Source organism: Parabacteroides sp. APC149_11_2_Y6 (assembly GCF_054506995.1).
This window is the reverse complement of the sequence record NZ_CP173709.1, coordinates 4,781,129-4,799,865: the sequence shown is the minus strand read 5'-3', so window position 1 is coordinate 4,799,865 and position 18,737 is coordinate 4,781,129. Positions and strand designations below refer to the sequence as shown.

The 18,737-nt window shown below is 43.4% G+C and carries 8 protein-coding genes; 5 read left to right on the top strand and 3 right to left on the bottom strand.

The window, feature by feature from the left end; translation table 11 throughout:
• Positions 1 to 17: 17 nt before the first annotated feature.
• Both ACGE0T_RS19640 and ACGE0T_RS19635 read left to right on the top strand, forming a co-directional pair.
• Positions 18 to 1,544 (top strand): RagB/SusD family nutrient uptake outer membrane protein, encoded by a 1,527-nt coding sequence (locus tag ACGE0T_RS19640; protein WP_459188260.1) that lies wholly within the window; start codon positions 18 to 20, stop codon positions 1,542 to 1,544.
• 178 nt (positions 1,545 to 1,722) lie between these two features.
• Entirely contained in the window at positions 1,723 to 4,515 is a 2,793-nt protein-coding gene (locus ACGE0T_RS19635; RefSeq protein WP_459188259.1) for a family 78 glycoside hydrolase catalytic domain, read from the top strand.
• A 118-nt stretch (positions 4,516 to 4,633) separates the two neighbouring features.
• Here ACGE0T_RS19635 and mutS read toward each other — a convergent pair whose 3' ends face one another.
• On the bottom strand, positions 4,634 to 7,270 hold the full coding sequence (mutS, locus tag ACGE0T_RS19630) for a DNA mismatch repair protein MutS (RefSeq protein ID WP_459188258.1): 2,637 nt from the start codon (positions 7,268 to 7,270) through the stop codon (positions 4,634 to 4,636).
• Between the two features lie 113 nt (positions 7,271 to 7,383).
• On the opposite strand from mutS, the gene ACGE0T_RS19625 reads away from it, so the two are divergent.
• Positions 7,384 to 8,829: an arylsulfatase gene (locus ACGE0T_RS19625; protein ID WP_459188257.1), complete on the top strand. Its 1,446-nt coding sequence runs from the start codon at positions 7,384 to 7,386 to the stop codon at positions 8,827 to 8,829.
• Positions 8,830 to 9,018: 189 nt separating this feature from the next.
• On the opposite strand, the gene ACGE0T_RS19620 is transcribed toward ACGE0T_RS19625, so the two are convergent.
• Entirely contained in the window at positions 9,019 to 14,058 is a 5,040-nt protein-coding gene (locus tag ACGE0T_RS19620) for a DUF5724 domain-containing protein (RefSeq protein ID WP_459188256.1), read from the bottom strand.
• A gap of 31 nt (positions 14,059 to 14,089) precedes the next feature.
• A complete protein-coding gene (locus tag ACGE0T_RS19615) occupies positions 14,090 to 14,509 on the bottom strand; it encodes a hypothetical protein (protein WP_459188255.1) in 420 nt (139 codons plus the stop codon).
• A gap of 140 nt (positions 14,510 to 14,649) precedes the next feature.
• On the opposite strand from ACGE0T_RS19615, the gene ACGE0T_RS19610 reads away from it, so the two are divergent.
• Positions 14,650 to 15,201 carry an ORF6N domain-containing protein gene (locus ACGE0T_RS19610; protein WP_459188254.1) on the top strand — a complete coding sequence of 184 codons (552 nt, stop codon included), beginning with the start codon at positions 14,650 to 14,652 and terminating at the stop codon, positions 15,199 to 15,201.
• A gap of 697 nt (positions 15,202 to 15,898) precedes the next feature.
• The gene (leuS, locus tag ACGE0T_RS19605; RefSeq protein WP_459188253.1) at positions 15,899 to 18,736 is read left to right on the top strand and encodes a leucine--tRNA ligase; all 2,838 of its coding nucleotides are present in this window, start codon (positions 15,899 to 15,901) and stop codon (positions 18,734 to 18,736) included.
• The last annotated feature ends 1 nt before the right edge of the window (position 18,737 follow it).

Below are 18,737 nucleotides of genomic sequence, written 5' to 3'. Positions count from 1 at the left end.
ACTTAAAACGAAAAATCATGAAAAAGATATTTAGTTTAGTTGTTGCATTATTTACTTTGGCTTCTTGTTCGGAAGATTTTCTGAACCTGACCCCTCAGTATTATCCGAATGATGCAACTTTCTTTAAAACCCAGGAGCAGTTCACCCAAGCAGTAAACGGAGCTTACGCTGCCCTGCGCGGGGTTTCGGCAAGACAAGGATATCTCATGGGAGAAATGCGTTCTGATAATACGCATTATACCCGTTACAAAGCAGACCGAGGACTTCATATTCTCTATCGGGAAAACATTGCAGATTTTGTCGTAGATGATCAGAATCAATGGACAAACGAAATGTATTATGCCTGCTATACGGGTATTTCGAGAGCGAATACTATTCTAAACCGTATCAAAGAAACTACTTTTCCGGAAGACTTCAAGAATAAAACGATAGGAGAAGCCAAATTCATCCGCTCATTCCTGTATTTTCAATTAGTGCAATGCTACGGAGACGTACCTTTGCATCTAGAAGAAGTAACAGGAACTGATAATGCATTCTTACCCCGTTCCCCTGCCAATGACGTATATACAGCTATGATCGACGATGTGAAAGATGCAATCGAAAAACTACCGGCTGTCAAATTCCCACAAAACGGAGCAGCGACTAAAGGCGCTGCTAAAATGCTTTATGCATATATCCTGATGACAAAACCCGACAGGGATTACACGACAGCCGAAACCCAACTAAAAGATATCATGAATATGGGATACGAGTTACTTCCGGATTATGCAGACATATATGATACTTCCAAAAAGAACGGAAAAGAATCTATTTTCGAAATTCAGTATCAGATGGGTGACCAAGGGCAACAAAGTGACTGGCTCTACTATTTCATTCCAAAGACTACGAATGCGGAAATCATCACCGGCGTACCTGATTGCAGTACCTTACTGACAGGAGGTTGGAACGTCCCTACACCTGAAATGATTGCCTCCTACGAACCGGGTGATCTTCGTGTAGATCCGTCTATCGCAGTCGCAGTAGGTACGCTGGATGCCGCAAATGCATTAGTCGTTGCCGAAGTACTGAAAGTCGGCGACCCGAAAATCAACGATTACCCGGTAAATTATCCGTTCATCAACAAATACCGCCATGCACACTCCAAAATAGAGAATACGGATGACAACTGGCCTGTTTACCGCTATGCGGACTGCCTGTTACTGTTAGCTGAATGTCTGGTTGAACAAGGTCGCGCCGGCGATGCTGTCTCATATGTAAATCAAGTTCGTATCCGTGCCGGCTTGCCAACTGTTACAACGGTCGACGCCGAAGTCGTTGCCAACGAACGACGCCACGAACTTGCATTTGAAAATCACCGATGGTACGATTTGTTGAGGACAGGAAAAGCAATTGAAGTCATGACCTCCTACGGAAAATACATCAAAACAATCGATCCGGAACTTCCGGACCGTACATATCAGATAAAACCGGAATACTTACTTTATCCGATTCCTTACAACGAATTACAATTAAATGATCAACTCAAGCAAAATTCTGGTTATTAATATTCATAAGGTTTTCACATCTTTTATTTTTTAACAAAAGGGACGGCCCAATTTACGGGGGGCCGCCCCCTTTTACTATTACCGCCATAAAAACACGACTAATTAACAAGTATGCCTCCAGGCTGAACAAATGGAAGACTTTAAATTAATTCACTAAACACACAGAAAAGACTGCAATATGAAAAATAATCTATTCAATATTTGCATCATATGCATGCTTTTTCCACTTATCTTACAGGCAGCAGACACACATTCTGTCTACAACCTGCGGTGCGAACAAGAAGAAAATCCACTGGGAATAGAGACTTTACAACCTCGTTTCAGTTGGCAGATTCAAGCTCAGCAACGGAACTTCGAGCAATCCGCCTGGCAGATACTCGTAGCCGATTCCCCGGAAAAATTGCAGATAGACAACGGAAATATTTGGAATAGCGGAAAAAACAAATCCTCCGCCTCCGTACTGGTTCCTTTCAAGGGAAAAGGATTAGAAGCAGGACAGGTATATTATTGGAAAGTAAAAACCTGGGATAAAGATGGAAATGCCTCGCCATGGAGCCTTATTCACCAGTTCTCGATGGGACTGCTTTCAGAAAAGGACTGGAGCAATGCCAAATGGATCGCATTGGAAAAAGATAAGAAAGACGAGATTGTCACGACCGGATTACACGGCCTGGCAAATGTAGATCGAATATTGAAAGGCAAAAAGACCGGTATGTACTACCTGCCCCAATTCAGGAAAGAGTTTGCAGTTCAAAAAACCGTAAAACGAGCAGTTGCCTATGTTTCCGGCCTCGGTCATTTCGATATGTTCCTAAATGGAAGTAAAGTCGACAACCATTTCCTTGACCCGGGATGGACGAAATATGATAAATGCGCCTTATATGTTTCCTTCGATATCACTGCACAGTTAAAACAGGGACAGAATGCTGTCGGCGTAATGGTAGGAAACGGTTTCTTCAATATCCCGCGCGAACGGTATTTCAAACTGCTTGCTTCTTACGGTGCTCCCCGCCTGTTGATGAAAATACAAATAGACTATACGGACGGCAATACGCAGACTGTTGTAACCGATACAGATTGGAAAGTAACCGAAAGCCCTGTTACCTACAGCAGTATTTACGGAGGTGAAGATTACGATGCCAATAAAGAACAAGATGGATGGATGCAACCTGGTTTCGACGACTACACCTGGAATAAGGCGCTGGACACAGGCTGGAAAACCCGGCTCCTCTCCCAACGCTCCGCACCGCTGACCGTACGCGACCGAATCCCCACCGTTCGTCTTTTCAAGACCAAGCAAGGACAATGGGTCTACGATTTGGGACAAAACTTTTCCGGCATCATACGGCTTTCCCTACATGCAAAGAACACGCATCCGGTTAAACTTTATCCGGCCGAACTGCTGAATCCGGACAGTACCGTAAACCAAAGTGCATCCGGTACTCCTTTCTGGTTCGGTTACATCCCAAAGGGCAAAGGAATGGAAAACTGGCAACCGCAATTTACCTATTACGGGTTCCGTTATGTGCAAGTAGAAGGTGCTATTCCAACCGGGCAGCCGAATCCGGACGGATTACCTGAAATAATAGAAATAACAGGTCTACATACTTGTAACTCGGCCGAAAATGTCGGCAGTTTCCATTGTTCGAAACCGTTATTCAACCAGATATACGAACTAATCGACTGGGCTATCCGCAGCAATATGGCAAGCGTACTGACCGACTGTCCGCACCGGGAGAAGTTGGGCTGGTTGGAAGAAGCACACCTGATGCAATACTCCGTACAATACCGCTACAACTTGGCGCAATTGTATGAAAAGACATTTAACGACATGCGTTCCACACAGGCTGACAACGGCATGATTCCGACCATTGCCCCTGAACTGGTCGAGTTTGAAGGAGGATTCAAAGATACGCCTGAATGGGGAAGCACATTTATCATCAGCCCCTGGTACATCTATCAGTGGTATGGCGACACACGCCTGATCGAAACCTATTATCCGGATATGCAACGTTACATCAGCTACCTGTCCTCAAAAGCGAATAACCATATCATCGCCTACGGTTTGGGAGACTGGTTCGATATTGGTCCCAAGCCCCCGGGAGAAGCCCAACTGACCTCCAATGGCGTAACGGCCACCGCTATTTACTATTATGATGTTACCCTGATGGAGAAAATGGCCGGTCTTTTAGGCAAACCGGACGATGCACGCAAATACCGGGAACTGGCGGTACGGATCAAACAAGCTTTCAACCAGACCTACTGGAACTCGGTCACCCGTAAGTATGACCGTAATAGTCAGGCAGCAAACGCCATCGCCCTCTACATGGGACTGACAACACCGGAAAACAGGCAGCAGGTATTCGACAACCTGATCGCCGATATTCACGGACGGAACAATGCCCTTACGGCAGGTGACGTAGGTTACCGGTATGTCTTGCGCGCTCTTGAAGCAGGCGGTGCATCGGATGTAATTTACGACATGAACTGTAAATACGACTCGCCGGGATACGGTTGGCAACTGGCTCACGGGGCTACCGCCCTCACCGAGTCCTGGCAGGCATACGGCTTCGTATCAAACAATCATTTTATGCTGGGTCATCTGATGGAATGGCTATTCAGTGGTCTGGGTGGCATCCGTCAACGGGAAGATTCTTTCGGGTTCAAACATATTGTGATACATCCTGAGCCGGTAGGAGATATCCGGGAAGCACGAACGACCTACCAATCACCTTACGGACTAATCGTCTCGGATTGGAAAGATAATAACAACGAGTTTACAATCCGGGTGGAAGTTCCGGCAAACAGCCGGGCTTCCGTATACCTCCCATCCGCAAATACAGAGTATATAACTGAAAGCGGTATAAAGCTGAAAGATGTTGCTGGTATTAACTCCCGGACGGAAGGAGATAAATGTACCATAGTCACAATCGGATCCGGAACATACCATTTCAAAGTAAAGAAAATCTAAAAATAGCTTTTTACTGGATATACCATTTATTCAAGTTTGCTAAAATAGAAGGAGTCACGATTACCGTCGGTTTTAATTGATGGTAATCGTGACCCCTGCCATTTACAACATATCTTTACTATTTTCCAGTGATAATCTTCTTTATCTCGCTCAGCTTATTCAGCGCTTCCAACGGAGTCAGGTTATTCACATCCGTATTTTTAATCTCATCACGTACCTGGCTTAGGATAGGGTCGTCCAACTGGAAGAAGCTAAGCTGGTATCCTTCGGCTGCCGAGGCAATGCCTTTGACCGGTTTGCTCTTGATACCCTTGGTTTCTTTGGAAGAGATTCCCTCCTGACGGTTCTCCGTTTCCAGCTGTTTCAGGATTTCGTTGGAACGTTTTACAATGCTTTTCGGCATACCCGCCATCTTAGCCACATGGATACCGAAGCTATGCTCGCTGCCGCCCGGGACCAGTTTACGCAGGAAGATTACCTTATTGTTTACTTCTTTTACCGATACGTTATAATTCTTAATCCGCTTGAAAGAACGTTCCATCTCATTCAGTTCATGGTAATGGGTGGCAAAAAGCGTTTTAGCCCGTGCATTCGGATGTTCATGGATATACTCCACAATTGCCCAGGCAATCGAAATACCGTCGTACGTACTGGTACCCCGTCCCAACTCATCAAAAAGAACCAGACTACGGGAAGACATATTATTCAGGATATCGGAAGCCTCGTTCATTTCCACCATAAACGTAGATTCGCCCACCGAGATATTATCGGAAGCTCCCACACGGGTGAATATCTTGTCCACGATTCCGATACGCGCACTTTCGGCAGGTACGAAACAGCCAATCTGCGACATCAATGTAATAAGCGCCGTTTGCCGGAGCAAAGCAGACTTACCCGCCATATTCGGACCGGTAATGATAATAATCTGCTGCTTTTCATCATCCAGATATACATCGTTGGCAATATAGGGTTCTCCCAGCGGCAACTGCTTTTCAATTACCGGATGCCGTCCTGATTTAATATCGATTACCTCTGAATCATTTACTTCCGGACGTATATAACGGTTACATTCGGCCACTTTCGCAAAAGAAAGCAGGCAGTCCAGACGCCCTATCAAGTTTGCATTTACCTGAATCGGCGGTATGTATTCGGAGAGGCAAAGAACCAGTTCATTAAACAAACGGGTTTCCAGGGAAAGGATTTTCTCTTCCGCCCCTAATATTTTTTCCTCATACTCTTTCAGTTCTTCGGTGATATAGCGTTCGGCATTTACCAGTGTTTGTTTCCGGATCCATTCGGCAGGTACTTTATCTTTATACGTGTTCCGTACTTCGATATAATAACCGAACACATTATTGAAACCTATTTTCAAGCTGGAAATACCTGACAGTTCTATTTCGCGCTGCTGTACTTTTAATAAATAATCCTTACCGGAATAGGCAATGGCACGCAAATCATCCAATTCTTCATTCACCCCGGGAGCTATTACGCCGCCTTTATTCAATAGAGAAGGAGGATCATTGTTGATCTCTTTTTCTATCCGGTCGCGAATCAATGCACAGGCATTCAACTGCTCACCGATACGGCAAAGGCTCGGTTCGTCGCTTGCCATACAGGCTTCCTTTATCGGTTCGATGGCACGGAGGGCTACTTTAAGTTGTACGACTTCACGGGGAGATACACGCCCAACGGCAACCTTGGATATGATACGTTCCAAATCCCCTATCTGTTCCAGTTGCATGTCCAGCAAATCCTTCAATTCGGGATGACGGAAGAAATGTTCCACCACATCCTGCCTTTCCTGTATAGGCTTTACATCCTTCAGGGGAAACAGTACCCAGCGGCGAAGCATACGCGAACCCATCGGAGATACGGTCTTATCCAATACATCCAGCAAACTGCAACCTTCTTCATTCATCGTCCCCACCAGTTCGAGACTGCGCACGGTAAACTTATCCAGACGCACATAACGGTCTTCTTCGATACGGGAAAGCGAAGTGATATGGGAAATATGTGTATGCTGGGTCTGATCCAGATAATACAGGATGGCACCGGAAGCAATGATACCCAGTTTCAAATGCTGCACACCGAAACCTTTCAGGTTCTTCGTTTCAAAATGTTTCAGCAAGCGGTCGTTTGCCGATTCGGGAGTAAATATCCAGTCCTCCAGCTCGAAGACGAAGAAACGCGGACCGAAAGCCTCTTCAAAACGCTTACGGTTGTTCCGCTCCACCAGTACTTCTTTCGGGGAGAAGTTGTTCAACAGCTTGTCTATATAATCGATTGTCCCTTCCGCCGTAAGAAATTCGCCGGTCGAAATATCCAGAAAGGAAATACCACAAGTATCTTTATTGAAATGGATGGCGGAAAGGAAGTTATTTTCTTTGTGGTTCAGTATATTATCGTTGATGGAAACACCGGGGGTAACCAATTCGGTAATACCACGTTTCACCAGTTTCTTGGTCAGTTTCGGATCTTCCAACTGGTCGCAGATGGCCACACGTTTTCCGGCACGTACCAGTTTGGGCAAATAGCTGTCCAAGGCATGATGGGGAAATCCTGCCATTTCGATAAACGAACCGCTGCCATTTGCCTTTTTGGTCTGGACAATACCTAAAATTTCCGCTCCGGTAACGGCATCTTCGCCATACATTTCGTAAAAGTCGCCAACACGGAATAAGAGAATAGCATCAGGATGTTTCGCTTTAATATCGAAATACTGCTTCATCAAAGGGGTTTCCACTACTTTCGCCACGGTAATCTGTTTTTTTTATTTGTAACCGTACAAAGGTACAAAAAGAGAAGGTTTAGCAGAAATTCAACACAAAAAATATAACTTTGTCAACATTCTAACAAAAAACATCTATCATGAAACAAACAATCCTCATCACCACAGGTATTTTGTTGGCTTCCCCTTTTATCCATGCCGAAAAGAATAAGGAGAAGAAACCGAATATCGTATTTATTCTTGCTGATGACCTGGGATACGGCGACTTAAGTTGCTACGGACAGGAAAAGTTTGAAACCCCCAACATCGACAAGCTGGCTCAAAACGGCATGCGTTTTACCCAGTGCTATTCGGGAACGACAGTCAGCGCCCCTTCCCGCTCCTGTCTGTTGACAGGTACCCATAGCGGACATACGCCGGTCCGCGGAAATCTTGAACTCGACCCCGAAGGACAATTCCCCCTGCCTGCCGATGCACGTACTATTTTCGAGGTAATGAAAGACGCTGGATATAAAACCTCCGCTTTCGGTAAATGGGGACTGGGATTTATCGGTTCCACCGGCGACCCGAAGAATCAGGGATGCGATACGTTTTACGGATATAACTGCCAACTTCTGGCACACAGTTATTATCCCGACCATCTATGGGATAATGACAAACGGATTGAATTAAAAGACAATAACCTGAATGTGCAATATGGCCAGGGTACCTATTCCCAAGACCTCATACACGGTAAAGCACTGGATTATCTGGACAAGATGAATGCGGACGAACCTTTCTTTATGTGGTATCCTACCATTATCCCGCATGCTGAGCTAATCGTTCCGGAAGACAGTATCATCAAGAAATTCCGGGGTATGTATCCTGAAAAGCCATATAAAGGAACCGAACCGGGCAGCCCCGCTTTCCGTAAAGGCGGTTATTGTTCGCAGTTCTATCCTCACGCTACTTTTGCAGCTATGGTATATCGCTTGGATGTATATGTGGGACAGATTGTGCAGAAACTGAAAGATAAAGGATTGTACGACAATACCATTATTATTTTCGCAAGCGATAACGGCCCTCATATGGAAGGTGGTGCCGACCCTGATTTCTTCAATAGCAATGGTATCTACCGTGGTTACAAACGCGATTTATATGAAGGCGGTATCCGTGTACCGATGATTATCTCCTGGCCGGGACATATAGCGCCCAGCACGGAAACCGATTTTATGTGTTCTTTCTGGGATGTATTGCCTACTTTCGAAGAAATTATCCACCCGAAAGCCAAGCAAAAAGAAATGGATGGCGTAAGCATGCTTCCCTTATTACAAAACCGCAAAGGACAAAAAGAACATGAATTCCTGTATTTCGAGTTTCAGGAACTGAATGGCCGCCAGGCTGTACGCCAAGGTCCGTGGAAACTGGTTCATATGAATATCCGTGGCGATAAGCCTTATTATGAATTATATAATCTGGCTTCCGATCCTTCCGAACGCCACAATGTATTAAACCAATATCCTGAAAAGGTAGCGGAACTAAAAAACATTATGGTTCGTGAACACAGACCGGACCCCAACTGGCCATTACTTAAAAACGAAAAGTAAATAACAGATGAGGCTGTATCAAAAAGCTATTACTGAACGCAGATAACGCAGAACACGCAGATTATTTATTGAAAAAATATTGTCTGCGTGTTCTGCGTTATCTGCGTTCCCTAATATAAACTTTTGACACATTTAACAACAAAATAATGAATAACTTAAATAACCAATATGAGGTGTCAAAATTGCATCTCAAAGTAAATTTATCTTTATCTGTTTCAGAATAAACGGGTCCTTTATCTTCTTATCCTCAGCAAAGAACAGTATTTTAGAAATAATTTCAGCCGTCTTCGGGTCTTCATCCACAAAAGGAAGGAAAAGGCGTCCGCGATGCTGCGAATGGACAGGCAATACATGGATTGCCGCTCCTGCCTGTTGATGGATGACTCCACTGCCCAGATGAATCGTATAATTACCCAATGTACCTTTTATTAAGGCATGGCTTCCTTCCAACGTGACATTCGTAAGTTTGAAAAGCGGCAAAGTAAATTCGATAATCGCCCGTCGCATTTCTACCGTCGAATGGCTGGCTTCCGGGTCTACTCCACCCGCATGCGCCACACTGACCACCAAATCCACATCACGCATAACCTCAGAGAAAATCACTTCAGGTATCTTTTCTATAGCAATGGATTCATAAGTTTTCCGGTCATGGAAAGCCACCCATTCCAATGAAGGCGCTTCGATATCCGCCGGGCTGAACCAATCCGCCATAGCATAGATAGTTGCCACTATATTTTCCTTATAATATACTTTCTGCAAACCATCCTCATAGTTCGCTACCCACCGGCGGCTCTTCAAAAGAGCAACCGTTTTCTGCGGCTGTATCTGGTTGCCGGCATAACGAAGGGAATGAAGCATCGGACGTTCCTCATCCGTCTTTATATACAGTTCACGGAAGACCTGTTTAAAAGGCTGGCGGATTTCTTTCTCGAAAAGACATTGCTGGTAACGATGCCATACTCCCCGGTTATACAAATCGATCGGATGGGCAATACGAACCGGCGTAGATGGTTTCTGCGGAATACATTCCCCATCGGGAGATACCAGATTATTATCCAGATAAAAACCGATATCATCTTTGCTAACAAACACCAGGTTACGCAATAAAGGCCAGATAACCGGATTACGTGTCAACACCTCCAGTTCGCTGATATAAAACGGCGTTTCATCTTCCATTACCTGTTCCAGCATGATACGGGAACGGGAATACTGGTTCTTGAGTTTCTTATGGACATCTTTCAGTTCCTCTATATACGGATTCTTTTTCAACTTGGTAGGCACACTGTTCAGTTCCTTGGTTCCTTTTATAAGTTTAAGTTCGGATTTACCTTCCTCATCGATACTTACATAAACCTGTACACCTTCTATTTCCACCGGGGTAAAATAAGGTTCCATCTCTTTGATAAGTTCCGTTTCCATACTCCATACCAGACGGGTCACATCACTATAGCCCGCATTCCGTGCAAGGTTCTGCATACCGATTTCCACGGCTTTCTTCTCGCTTTCCTGCCGTTGCGAACCGAATGTCTTGCTCTCTTTCAGGAATTGTTGCAGATATTGATACCGTTCCAACAAATCGGGAGTCGCCTTTTTAGCAAGAGGAATCAGGCAATACGCCATCAACAAATCTTTATTCCGTTTTTCCGCTATTTGCTTCTTAACTTCCGAGGCAACCATCTTGCCATTTACAGCATCGGCATATTTGCGGGCACGGGTATGTCCGTTGCCGGACGAAATATATTTGGCCGCGTTGTAAACAATTTCAAAACGTTTCTCGCCTATCTCTTTGTAGGCCTCACGGAACCAGTCGATATCGAAAGCACCCAACCGCAAATCTTCCGGTTCAATGGGAGTATACCGGGCTATGATTGCTTTCTTCTTATCGTCGCACCATTCGTTTATATGGGCATGAAAATAGAAAGCAGCACTGGTCAGCCCTTTCCACCGGATACATTGTTCTATCATTTCCAGCCATTGGGGAGCATACATGGCAGCCTCGACCAACCGTGTTTCCGTAATGCCGGAATCCTTCAACAACCCGGCAAGTACGGTTACATCATCTGTTTTTGCCGGGTAACAGCAACGAAGGAGCTTACTTAATACCTCCTTCTTTGTATAACTGGAATTATAATAAAAGTCGGAACGCCCGAACGTATCTTTTCCAAAGGCTTGCAGGATACGGACCAGCCAGGAAGCACCTTCCACATATTCCAACTTCATGGCAAGGTGGGACACTTCGGTAGGTGTATCGCCCCGCTTTAGTTCGATATCCAAAATACGGTCGATAACTTTCCACACGACCTCCTTAAACCGTTCCATACCGGAGTCTTCATAAGGTTTTAACTGTTTCCGTTGCCAGACAGTCAGGTTGCCGGATAATAAAGAGGAAGCCAGACGCAGACTGTCTTCCGCATGCACCCGTACCGTCAATTCTTTTATAACTTCGGATTCGGACAATAACCCCATCGCATACATTTTGGCAAAATCATAAATAATGAGATTGCTGTTAGTGTCCGCACAAGGTTCATTTTCCTGAAAATACCGGGCAAGTTTGTAATAATGGTACCGGATGGTAAAGTAGCGGACAAACTCTTCATCCGTTGTCCATTTGAATGTTTCGTACATCCAGGCAGATATACGCTCATCCTGAAAGGCAAATCCCGTATAGGTATATAAGTTATCCCGATAATCCTTATACTTATATTGTTGGCTCATATTCTTATCCGTCAATACCCGGCTGAAACCAACCAATACGTTATTTGCCATTTTCCGGGCATATACCCCGTCCCAGTTATCTGAGATAAGGAGATTGATAATCCGGTTAACTGTACCGATATAAGGCAATTTTTCTATCCGGTTCTTCAATCCGGAAAGGTTGAAACCATAGAAAGAGTTGATTACAGGACTGAAACTGTCAATCATATGGTTCAGCAACCGGTAATTACCTATGTTATTCCAATTAGTATTCAGCAAGAAAGAAAGCTGGAGAAGCATTCCAAAGCTATCTATCTCTTTCGTATAGAAATCCCTCCACAAGCCGGCAAGCGGATATTTATCAAGTTCATTTTCTATCTGCTCCGCATTTTCCAATTCGGTAAAATGGTCGTTCAGCAAATAGACACCCCCATAACGGCTTTTATATTCATAGTTAGCATTCGAGGCTATCAAATCGCTCAACTTCTTAATAATCTCATAAGCTCCCTCATGCTTTCTACCTAACAGTTTCTTTAATATGGAACCTTCCTGAAAGAGGGAAAATGCTTCTTTCATATCGAAATCAGCATCGACAGATAAGGCCGGCAATGAGAACTCTTCTTCCGGATTATAAAGACCGAAACCGTTTTCTTTTGTATAAGTATGGGAAGTACCCTGCCCAGCCGTTTCCGTAAACTGTTCAATCAGCAGCAGTTCTTTGGAAGTCGGTTTTTCAATGGCAGCAACCCATGGAATACAACGGTCATATATATCTGCATGTTCTTTTTTCTTACGGAATGTGAGCAACATATCGAGAGCTGCCAGCCGTTTATCCGCCAAAGGCGAAGATAACAAACGTTCTATCGAACCGGACAAGGCTTCGGAATCACGCTTCATCAACAAAGCAATAACCTGCTGACGGAGAATGCCGGATTTATATTTCAGAAGTTCCTCTATCCTCAGGTATCGGTCATCGTCTATCTCTAAATCTTTCAAGATGTTGAATGCAGCTTTGCGGGGAGTCTCGGCACGGTCGCCCAAGGCTTTGACAAGCGTATCTATCTGTATCTGCGAAGCAGGTTGTTTGAGCAATTCGCTTACAATAAACGAACGGATACCGCTATCTGCCTGTTCATAATAAGTACAAAGGTCATCCAGTAATTCATTGCTTCCGATAACATAAACGATAGATGCCATCTTTCTCAAAATATCCTCATGCCCCAGTTCTGTGCTGTGCCAAGGGAATATAAAAGGAGAAATAGTCAGTTTCTTCGTCAGCCTTTCCTTAATGTTTTTCAATATATAATACTGGTTCCTGGCTTGTGCCAAAGACTCGAAATAGGAATGGTCTTCTTTCTTCCGGCTATAATAACCGCCAATGGAAACACTATGCAGATAAGAGGGTAAAAACGCAGCGACTATGGAAAGATCGTCGGAAAACTTATCCAATGCCTGTCTGGCAAGATCTTCCTGCATCCATTCACATTGGGTAGTTAGAAGATAATAGAACAGGACTTGTACTTTATGCCTGGTACCTGCTTGCATGATTTGTTCCGCACAAGCTGTCAGGTCTTCCATCTTCCTGTATCCTTTCGCCCAGAGAGCCATATACACTTCGATGCTATCGTCGCTATTCAGGCAAATATCTACATAGGAAGGATCTGTCAGCAGCATATAGATCAAGTCCATTACCTTCTGGTTGATACGGTCTACATGGTTTTCATCCAACAATCCGGTCCAGGTTCCTACGGCACGTTTGATGGAAGAGAAACGTTGCATATCGTTTGTACGCAGGATATTGAACAGATAAGTAAAGGCTTCCATCGTACCCCCATCCATTGTTTCAGCAATAGATTGACGAAGACCTTCCTGCAAACGTGCTGCCAGCAGGAGATTGCCTTCCAGTTCGTACAACTCCCGGTTATTGCTCATCACAATACCTTGCAACAGATTATACGAAATACGTCCTACATTATTCTCACTGCAAATAATGTCTTTAGTCTTCTCTATAATAGCAATATTCCCGGCATCTATCTCCACACTCATCAGATGATGATAGTTTATATCTGTTATGAAGGAACTTTCTTCTTCTGTCCGTCCTCCCTGCATCAATACTTCAAGGGGAAGTCCGGAAGCCACTATGGCAAGAAAATCTTTCAGGTTGTCCAATGCTTTTATATAATGTAATCCGGCATTGGCGGAACGGAGCGGACGCCGGTAATAACCATACGTATAAGGTATTCCGGGCAGTTTATGCAACCAGGCGATATATTTCTCTGCATATTCATTCCCCAACATATACTGCAATACCTCCAACCGGTCGTCGCTAAACAAATCCCAGATATAGCAGATATGTTTGCCATCCATCAAAGCATGCAGGTAATTTTCCGCTTCATAGGTATTCATCGTAAACGAGCTGATAAGGGCATCGAACAGTCTCTGTCCTTTTTCGCTCAACTTGTTTTTATTTTTCAACAGCTTGTCCACATAACCGGAAACAAATGCTTCCGACGAATTTCTCCAATATAATCCCATATCGATATTCTCCTGTTTTTTTAAAATCCGATTACCACATACGTCCGGCAAGCATCGTAAGACGTACAAATATTAATTCCGAACCTTCATGCAATGAAACGGGCTGTTCCAATGACTCCAGTTCTTCCCCATCCACAAAGATGCGGAAGATACCGTCTTCAAAAGATTGGAGAGCGTTGCGAATGGCTTTTTCCGTATCAGCAGACATCCCGTTATAATTGACACCGAAACTTATTTTTCCGGTAGTTGCCTTATCCTGTATCTCTTCGTTGGTGAGGTATTTCAATAATTCGCTTTGTTCCAACCGTTGGTTGTATTCTTCTACCTGCATGGTTACAATAGCAGCTATCAAAGCGGCAGTAGTATCAGGAACTTTATCCAGTTGTGTGGCTTTCTTGTCTATTACATTCCTGCGTTTTCCCAATTGTTTTACATGAATATATACCTGCATATAAATCAGTATTTTCTATTTAAGATGATGATTTACAAAGGAACAAAATAATATGTTTTACTAAAAAAATATGCGGGCTTTTTGTTAAACAGGATTATTATTTCTTCCTTTGATTATTCAAACCGTAAAAGCACTTAACTATGGAACTTCAAATCATACAAAACAAAATCTATGAGATTAGAGGACAACAGGTCATGCTGGATTCTGATTTAGCTGAATTATACCAGGTAGAAACAAAATATTTAAAGCGAACTGTTAATAGAAATATTCAACGTTTCCCTATAGATTTTATGTTTGAATTAAATAAGGAAGAGTATTATTTTCTAAGGTGCCAAAATTGCACCTTAGAAGGGAAAGGAAAATATGCTAAATATCTACCTTATGCATTCACCGAACACGGTGTCACAATGCTTGCCAGCGTATTACGCAGTGACAAAGCCATAGATATTAATATTCAAATTGTACGTGCTTTTACAGCTTTACGCCAGTATGTATCAGAAAGCAACCAAACCGCCAAAGAGCTGGCAGAACTCAAACTGCAAATTTGCTTCCTTCAAGAAGACATCGAAAGCCTTTTCAAAGACCATGAAGGATATGAACAACATTTTGATGACATTTACCTTGCTTTGGTCGAATTAGCAAATAGAAACAAAAAAGATGATAAACCGAGAAAAAAGATTGGTTATATATAAAAATCGTAACAGTACTACTATACAAAACAACACTTACAGAGGAAAAAACAGTATCTATCAGTCTCTGATATTGCATATAACAGTCTTTTATTTACTATATATAGCAGTTTAAATTAGTACCGGTAGTAGTTTTTTTTACTACAGGTAGTAATTTTGGAATGCAAAACAAGTATATTTTGATTTCAAAACATATATATTTTGAAGTCAAAGCATGTATGTTTTGTTTTCAAAGGCTATTTTTCCCCTGAAAATAGATTTATTCGCCCTGTTTCTTTCCTATTTGCATTAAAAACACAGACCAGATTCATTTATCATTTTCATACTTGTTTTGTTTTTCAATAAACGTATTGCCACGCTTATACAAATAAGCAAACAGTTTAACCCATTTATGCAAAAGATACCATCCTATTGATAATCCTTATCTCCCGGAGAAGCCAATAAAAACAAAGAACCGGATATATCCCCGGCTATAGAACAACCATAGGAAGTTCATTTGACAAATTGTCAAATTGTTAATTCAACTATTTATCCAGAATATTATTTTATCATTTTGCTCAATCGGATAGCCACTCCTTTATATTTGGTTCCTTTATCTTACACTTTCATGCAAAATACCGCTTTCAATCTATTGTTATGAAAGAAATCACTAACTTTGTGGCTTTAAATAGATAACATTAAAAATAAACGATAAATAATCATGGAGTACAATTTCGGAGAAATTGAAAAAAGATGGCACGAGTACTGGATTGCCAACAATGTTTACAAAGTGGAAAAGGATTCCAACAAACCTAAGTATTACGTATTGGACATGTTCCCTTATCCGTCGGGAGCAGGACTACATGTAGGACATCCGCTCGGATACATTGCTTCTGATATTTATTCCCGATTCAAACGTTTACAGGGATTCAACGTATTGCATCCGATGGGATATGATGCTTACGGGCTTCCTGCGGAACAATATGCTATCCAAACCGGACAGCATCCTGAAATAACAACCAAAAACAACATTGCCCGTTATCGCGAGCAGATGGATAAAATAGGTTTCAGTTATGACTGGAGCCGCGAAGTCCGTACCTGCGACCCGGGTTATTATAAGTGGACACAATGGGCCTTTGTCCAGATGTTCAACAGTTACTATTGCAACGACGAAAAGCAAGCACGTCCTATCAGCGAACTGGTAAAGGCTTTTGAGACATCCGGTACGGAAGGATTGAACGTTGCATGCAGTGAAGAACTGAGCTTCACAGCCGACGAATGGAAAGCAAAAAGTAAAAAAGAAAAACAGGAAATCCTGTTGAACTACCGTATTGCTTACCGTGGCGAAACAATGGTAAACTGGTGTGCTGCATTAGGTACTGTCCTTGCAAATGATGAAGTGGTGAACGGCGTTTCAGAACGTGGCGGTTACCCGGTGGAACAAAAAATAATGCGTCAGTGGTGCCTGCGTGTATCCGCTTATGCACAACGTTTACTGGAAGGGCTGGATACCATCGACTGGACCGATTCGCTGAAAGAAACGCAACGTAACTGGATTGGACGCAGCGAAGGTACGGAAGTAAACTTCAAGGTAAAAGACAGTGATTTGGAGTTTACCATCTTTACTACCCGTGCAGATACAATGTTCGGCGTTACCTTTATGGTATTGGCACCGGAAAGCGAACTGGTGGGAAAAGTAACTACCCCGGAACAAAAACAGGAAGTGGATGCTTATCTGGAACGTACAAAGAAACGTACGGAACGCGAACGTATAGCAGACCGTCAGGTAACCGGTGTATTCAGCGGTTCATATGCTGTTAATCCGTTTACCGGAGATGCAGTGCCTATCTGGATCAGCGATTATGTATTGGCTGGTTATGGTACCGGTGCAATCATGGCTGTACCTGCACACGATAGCCGCGACTATGCTTTTGCCAAACACTTCAACCTGCCGATTATCCCGTTGATTGAAGGTTGCGATGTAAGCGAAGAAAGTTTCGATGCGAAAGAAGGTATCGTCTGCAACTCCCCGAGACCGGATGTTACTCCTTATTGCAGCCTGTCCCTGAACGGACTGACTGTAAAAGAAGCAATCGCCGCTACCAAGAAATTCGTAGAAGAAAACAAATTAGGACGTGTTAAAGTAAATTACCGTTTGCGTGACGCTATATTCAGCCGCCAGCGTTACTGGGGCGAACCGTTCCCTGTATATTATGATGCAGATGGCATGCCTCAAATGCTTCCTGTTGATAAACTGCCTCTGGAATTACCGGAAGTAGATAAATTCCTTCCTACAGAAACCGGCGAACCGCCTCTGGGACATGCCGTAAAATGGGCTTGGGATACCGTAAACCAGGAAGTAGTGGAAGTATCTAAAATAGATAATAAAACGATCTTCCCGCTGGAACTTTGTACAATGCCGGGATTTGCCGGTTCATCCGCTTATTACCTGCGTTATATGGACCCGCACAACGACAAAGCGCTGGTTGCTAAGGATGTGGATGAATATTGGCGCAACGTAGACTTGTATATAGGTGGTACAGAACATGCTACCGGTCACTTGATTTACAGCCGTTTCTGGAATAAATTCCTGTTTGACCTGGGTGTTGTCTGCGAGAACGAACCGTTTAAGAAGCTGATAAACCAGGGTATGATACAGGGACGCTCGAACTTCGTATATCGTATCAATGGTACCAATAAGTTTGTATCCCTCAACCTGAAAGATAACTATGAAGTAACTCCCATACACGTAGATGTAAACATCGTATCTAACGATATATTGGACACCGAAGCCTTTAAAAACTGGCGACCGGAATACAAAGATGCCGAATTTGAACTGGAAGATGGTAAGTATATCTGTGGATGGGCTGTTGAAAAGATGTCCAAATCTATGTTCAATGTAGTGAACCCGGATATGATTGTCGAAAAGTACGGTGCCGACACGCTTCGTCTATACGAAATGTTCTTAGGCCCGTTGGAACAATCCAAACCTTGGGATACAAACGGTATCGACGGTGTACACCGCTTCCTGAAAAAACTTTGGGGCTTATTCTTCGGTAATACGGACAGCCTGCAGATTACCGATGCAGAACCGACTGCCGAAGAACTGAAAGCGCTGCACAAACTGATTAAGAAAGTTACTTTCGATATCGAACATTTCTCTTATAACACTTCCATCAGTGCTTTCATGATTTGTATCAATGAACTGGGTAGCCTGAAATGTAACAAACGTGCCATTCTGGAACAACTGATTATCCTGCTGGCTCCGTTTGCTCCGCATATTGCCGAAGAGTTATGGCATACCTGCGGTCATACCACAACCGTTTGCGATGCAGCATGGCCCAAGCATAATGAAGAATATCTGAAAGAAAACTCTGTTGTTTATGCTATTTCTTTCAATGGCAAAGCCCGTTTCAACCTGGAACTTCCGGCTGATATGCCTCGTGAAGAAGTAGAGAAAGCAGCTCTTTCACACGAAAACTCAGCCAAATGGATGGATGGCAAGACTCCTAAAAAGATTATTGTCGTCCCCGGAAAGATAGTTAATATAGTAATCTAAA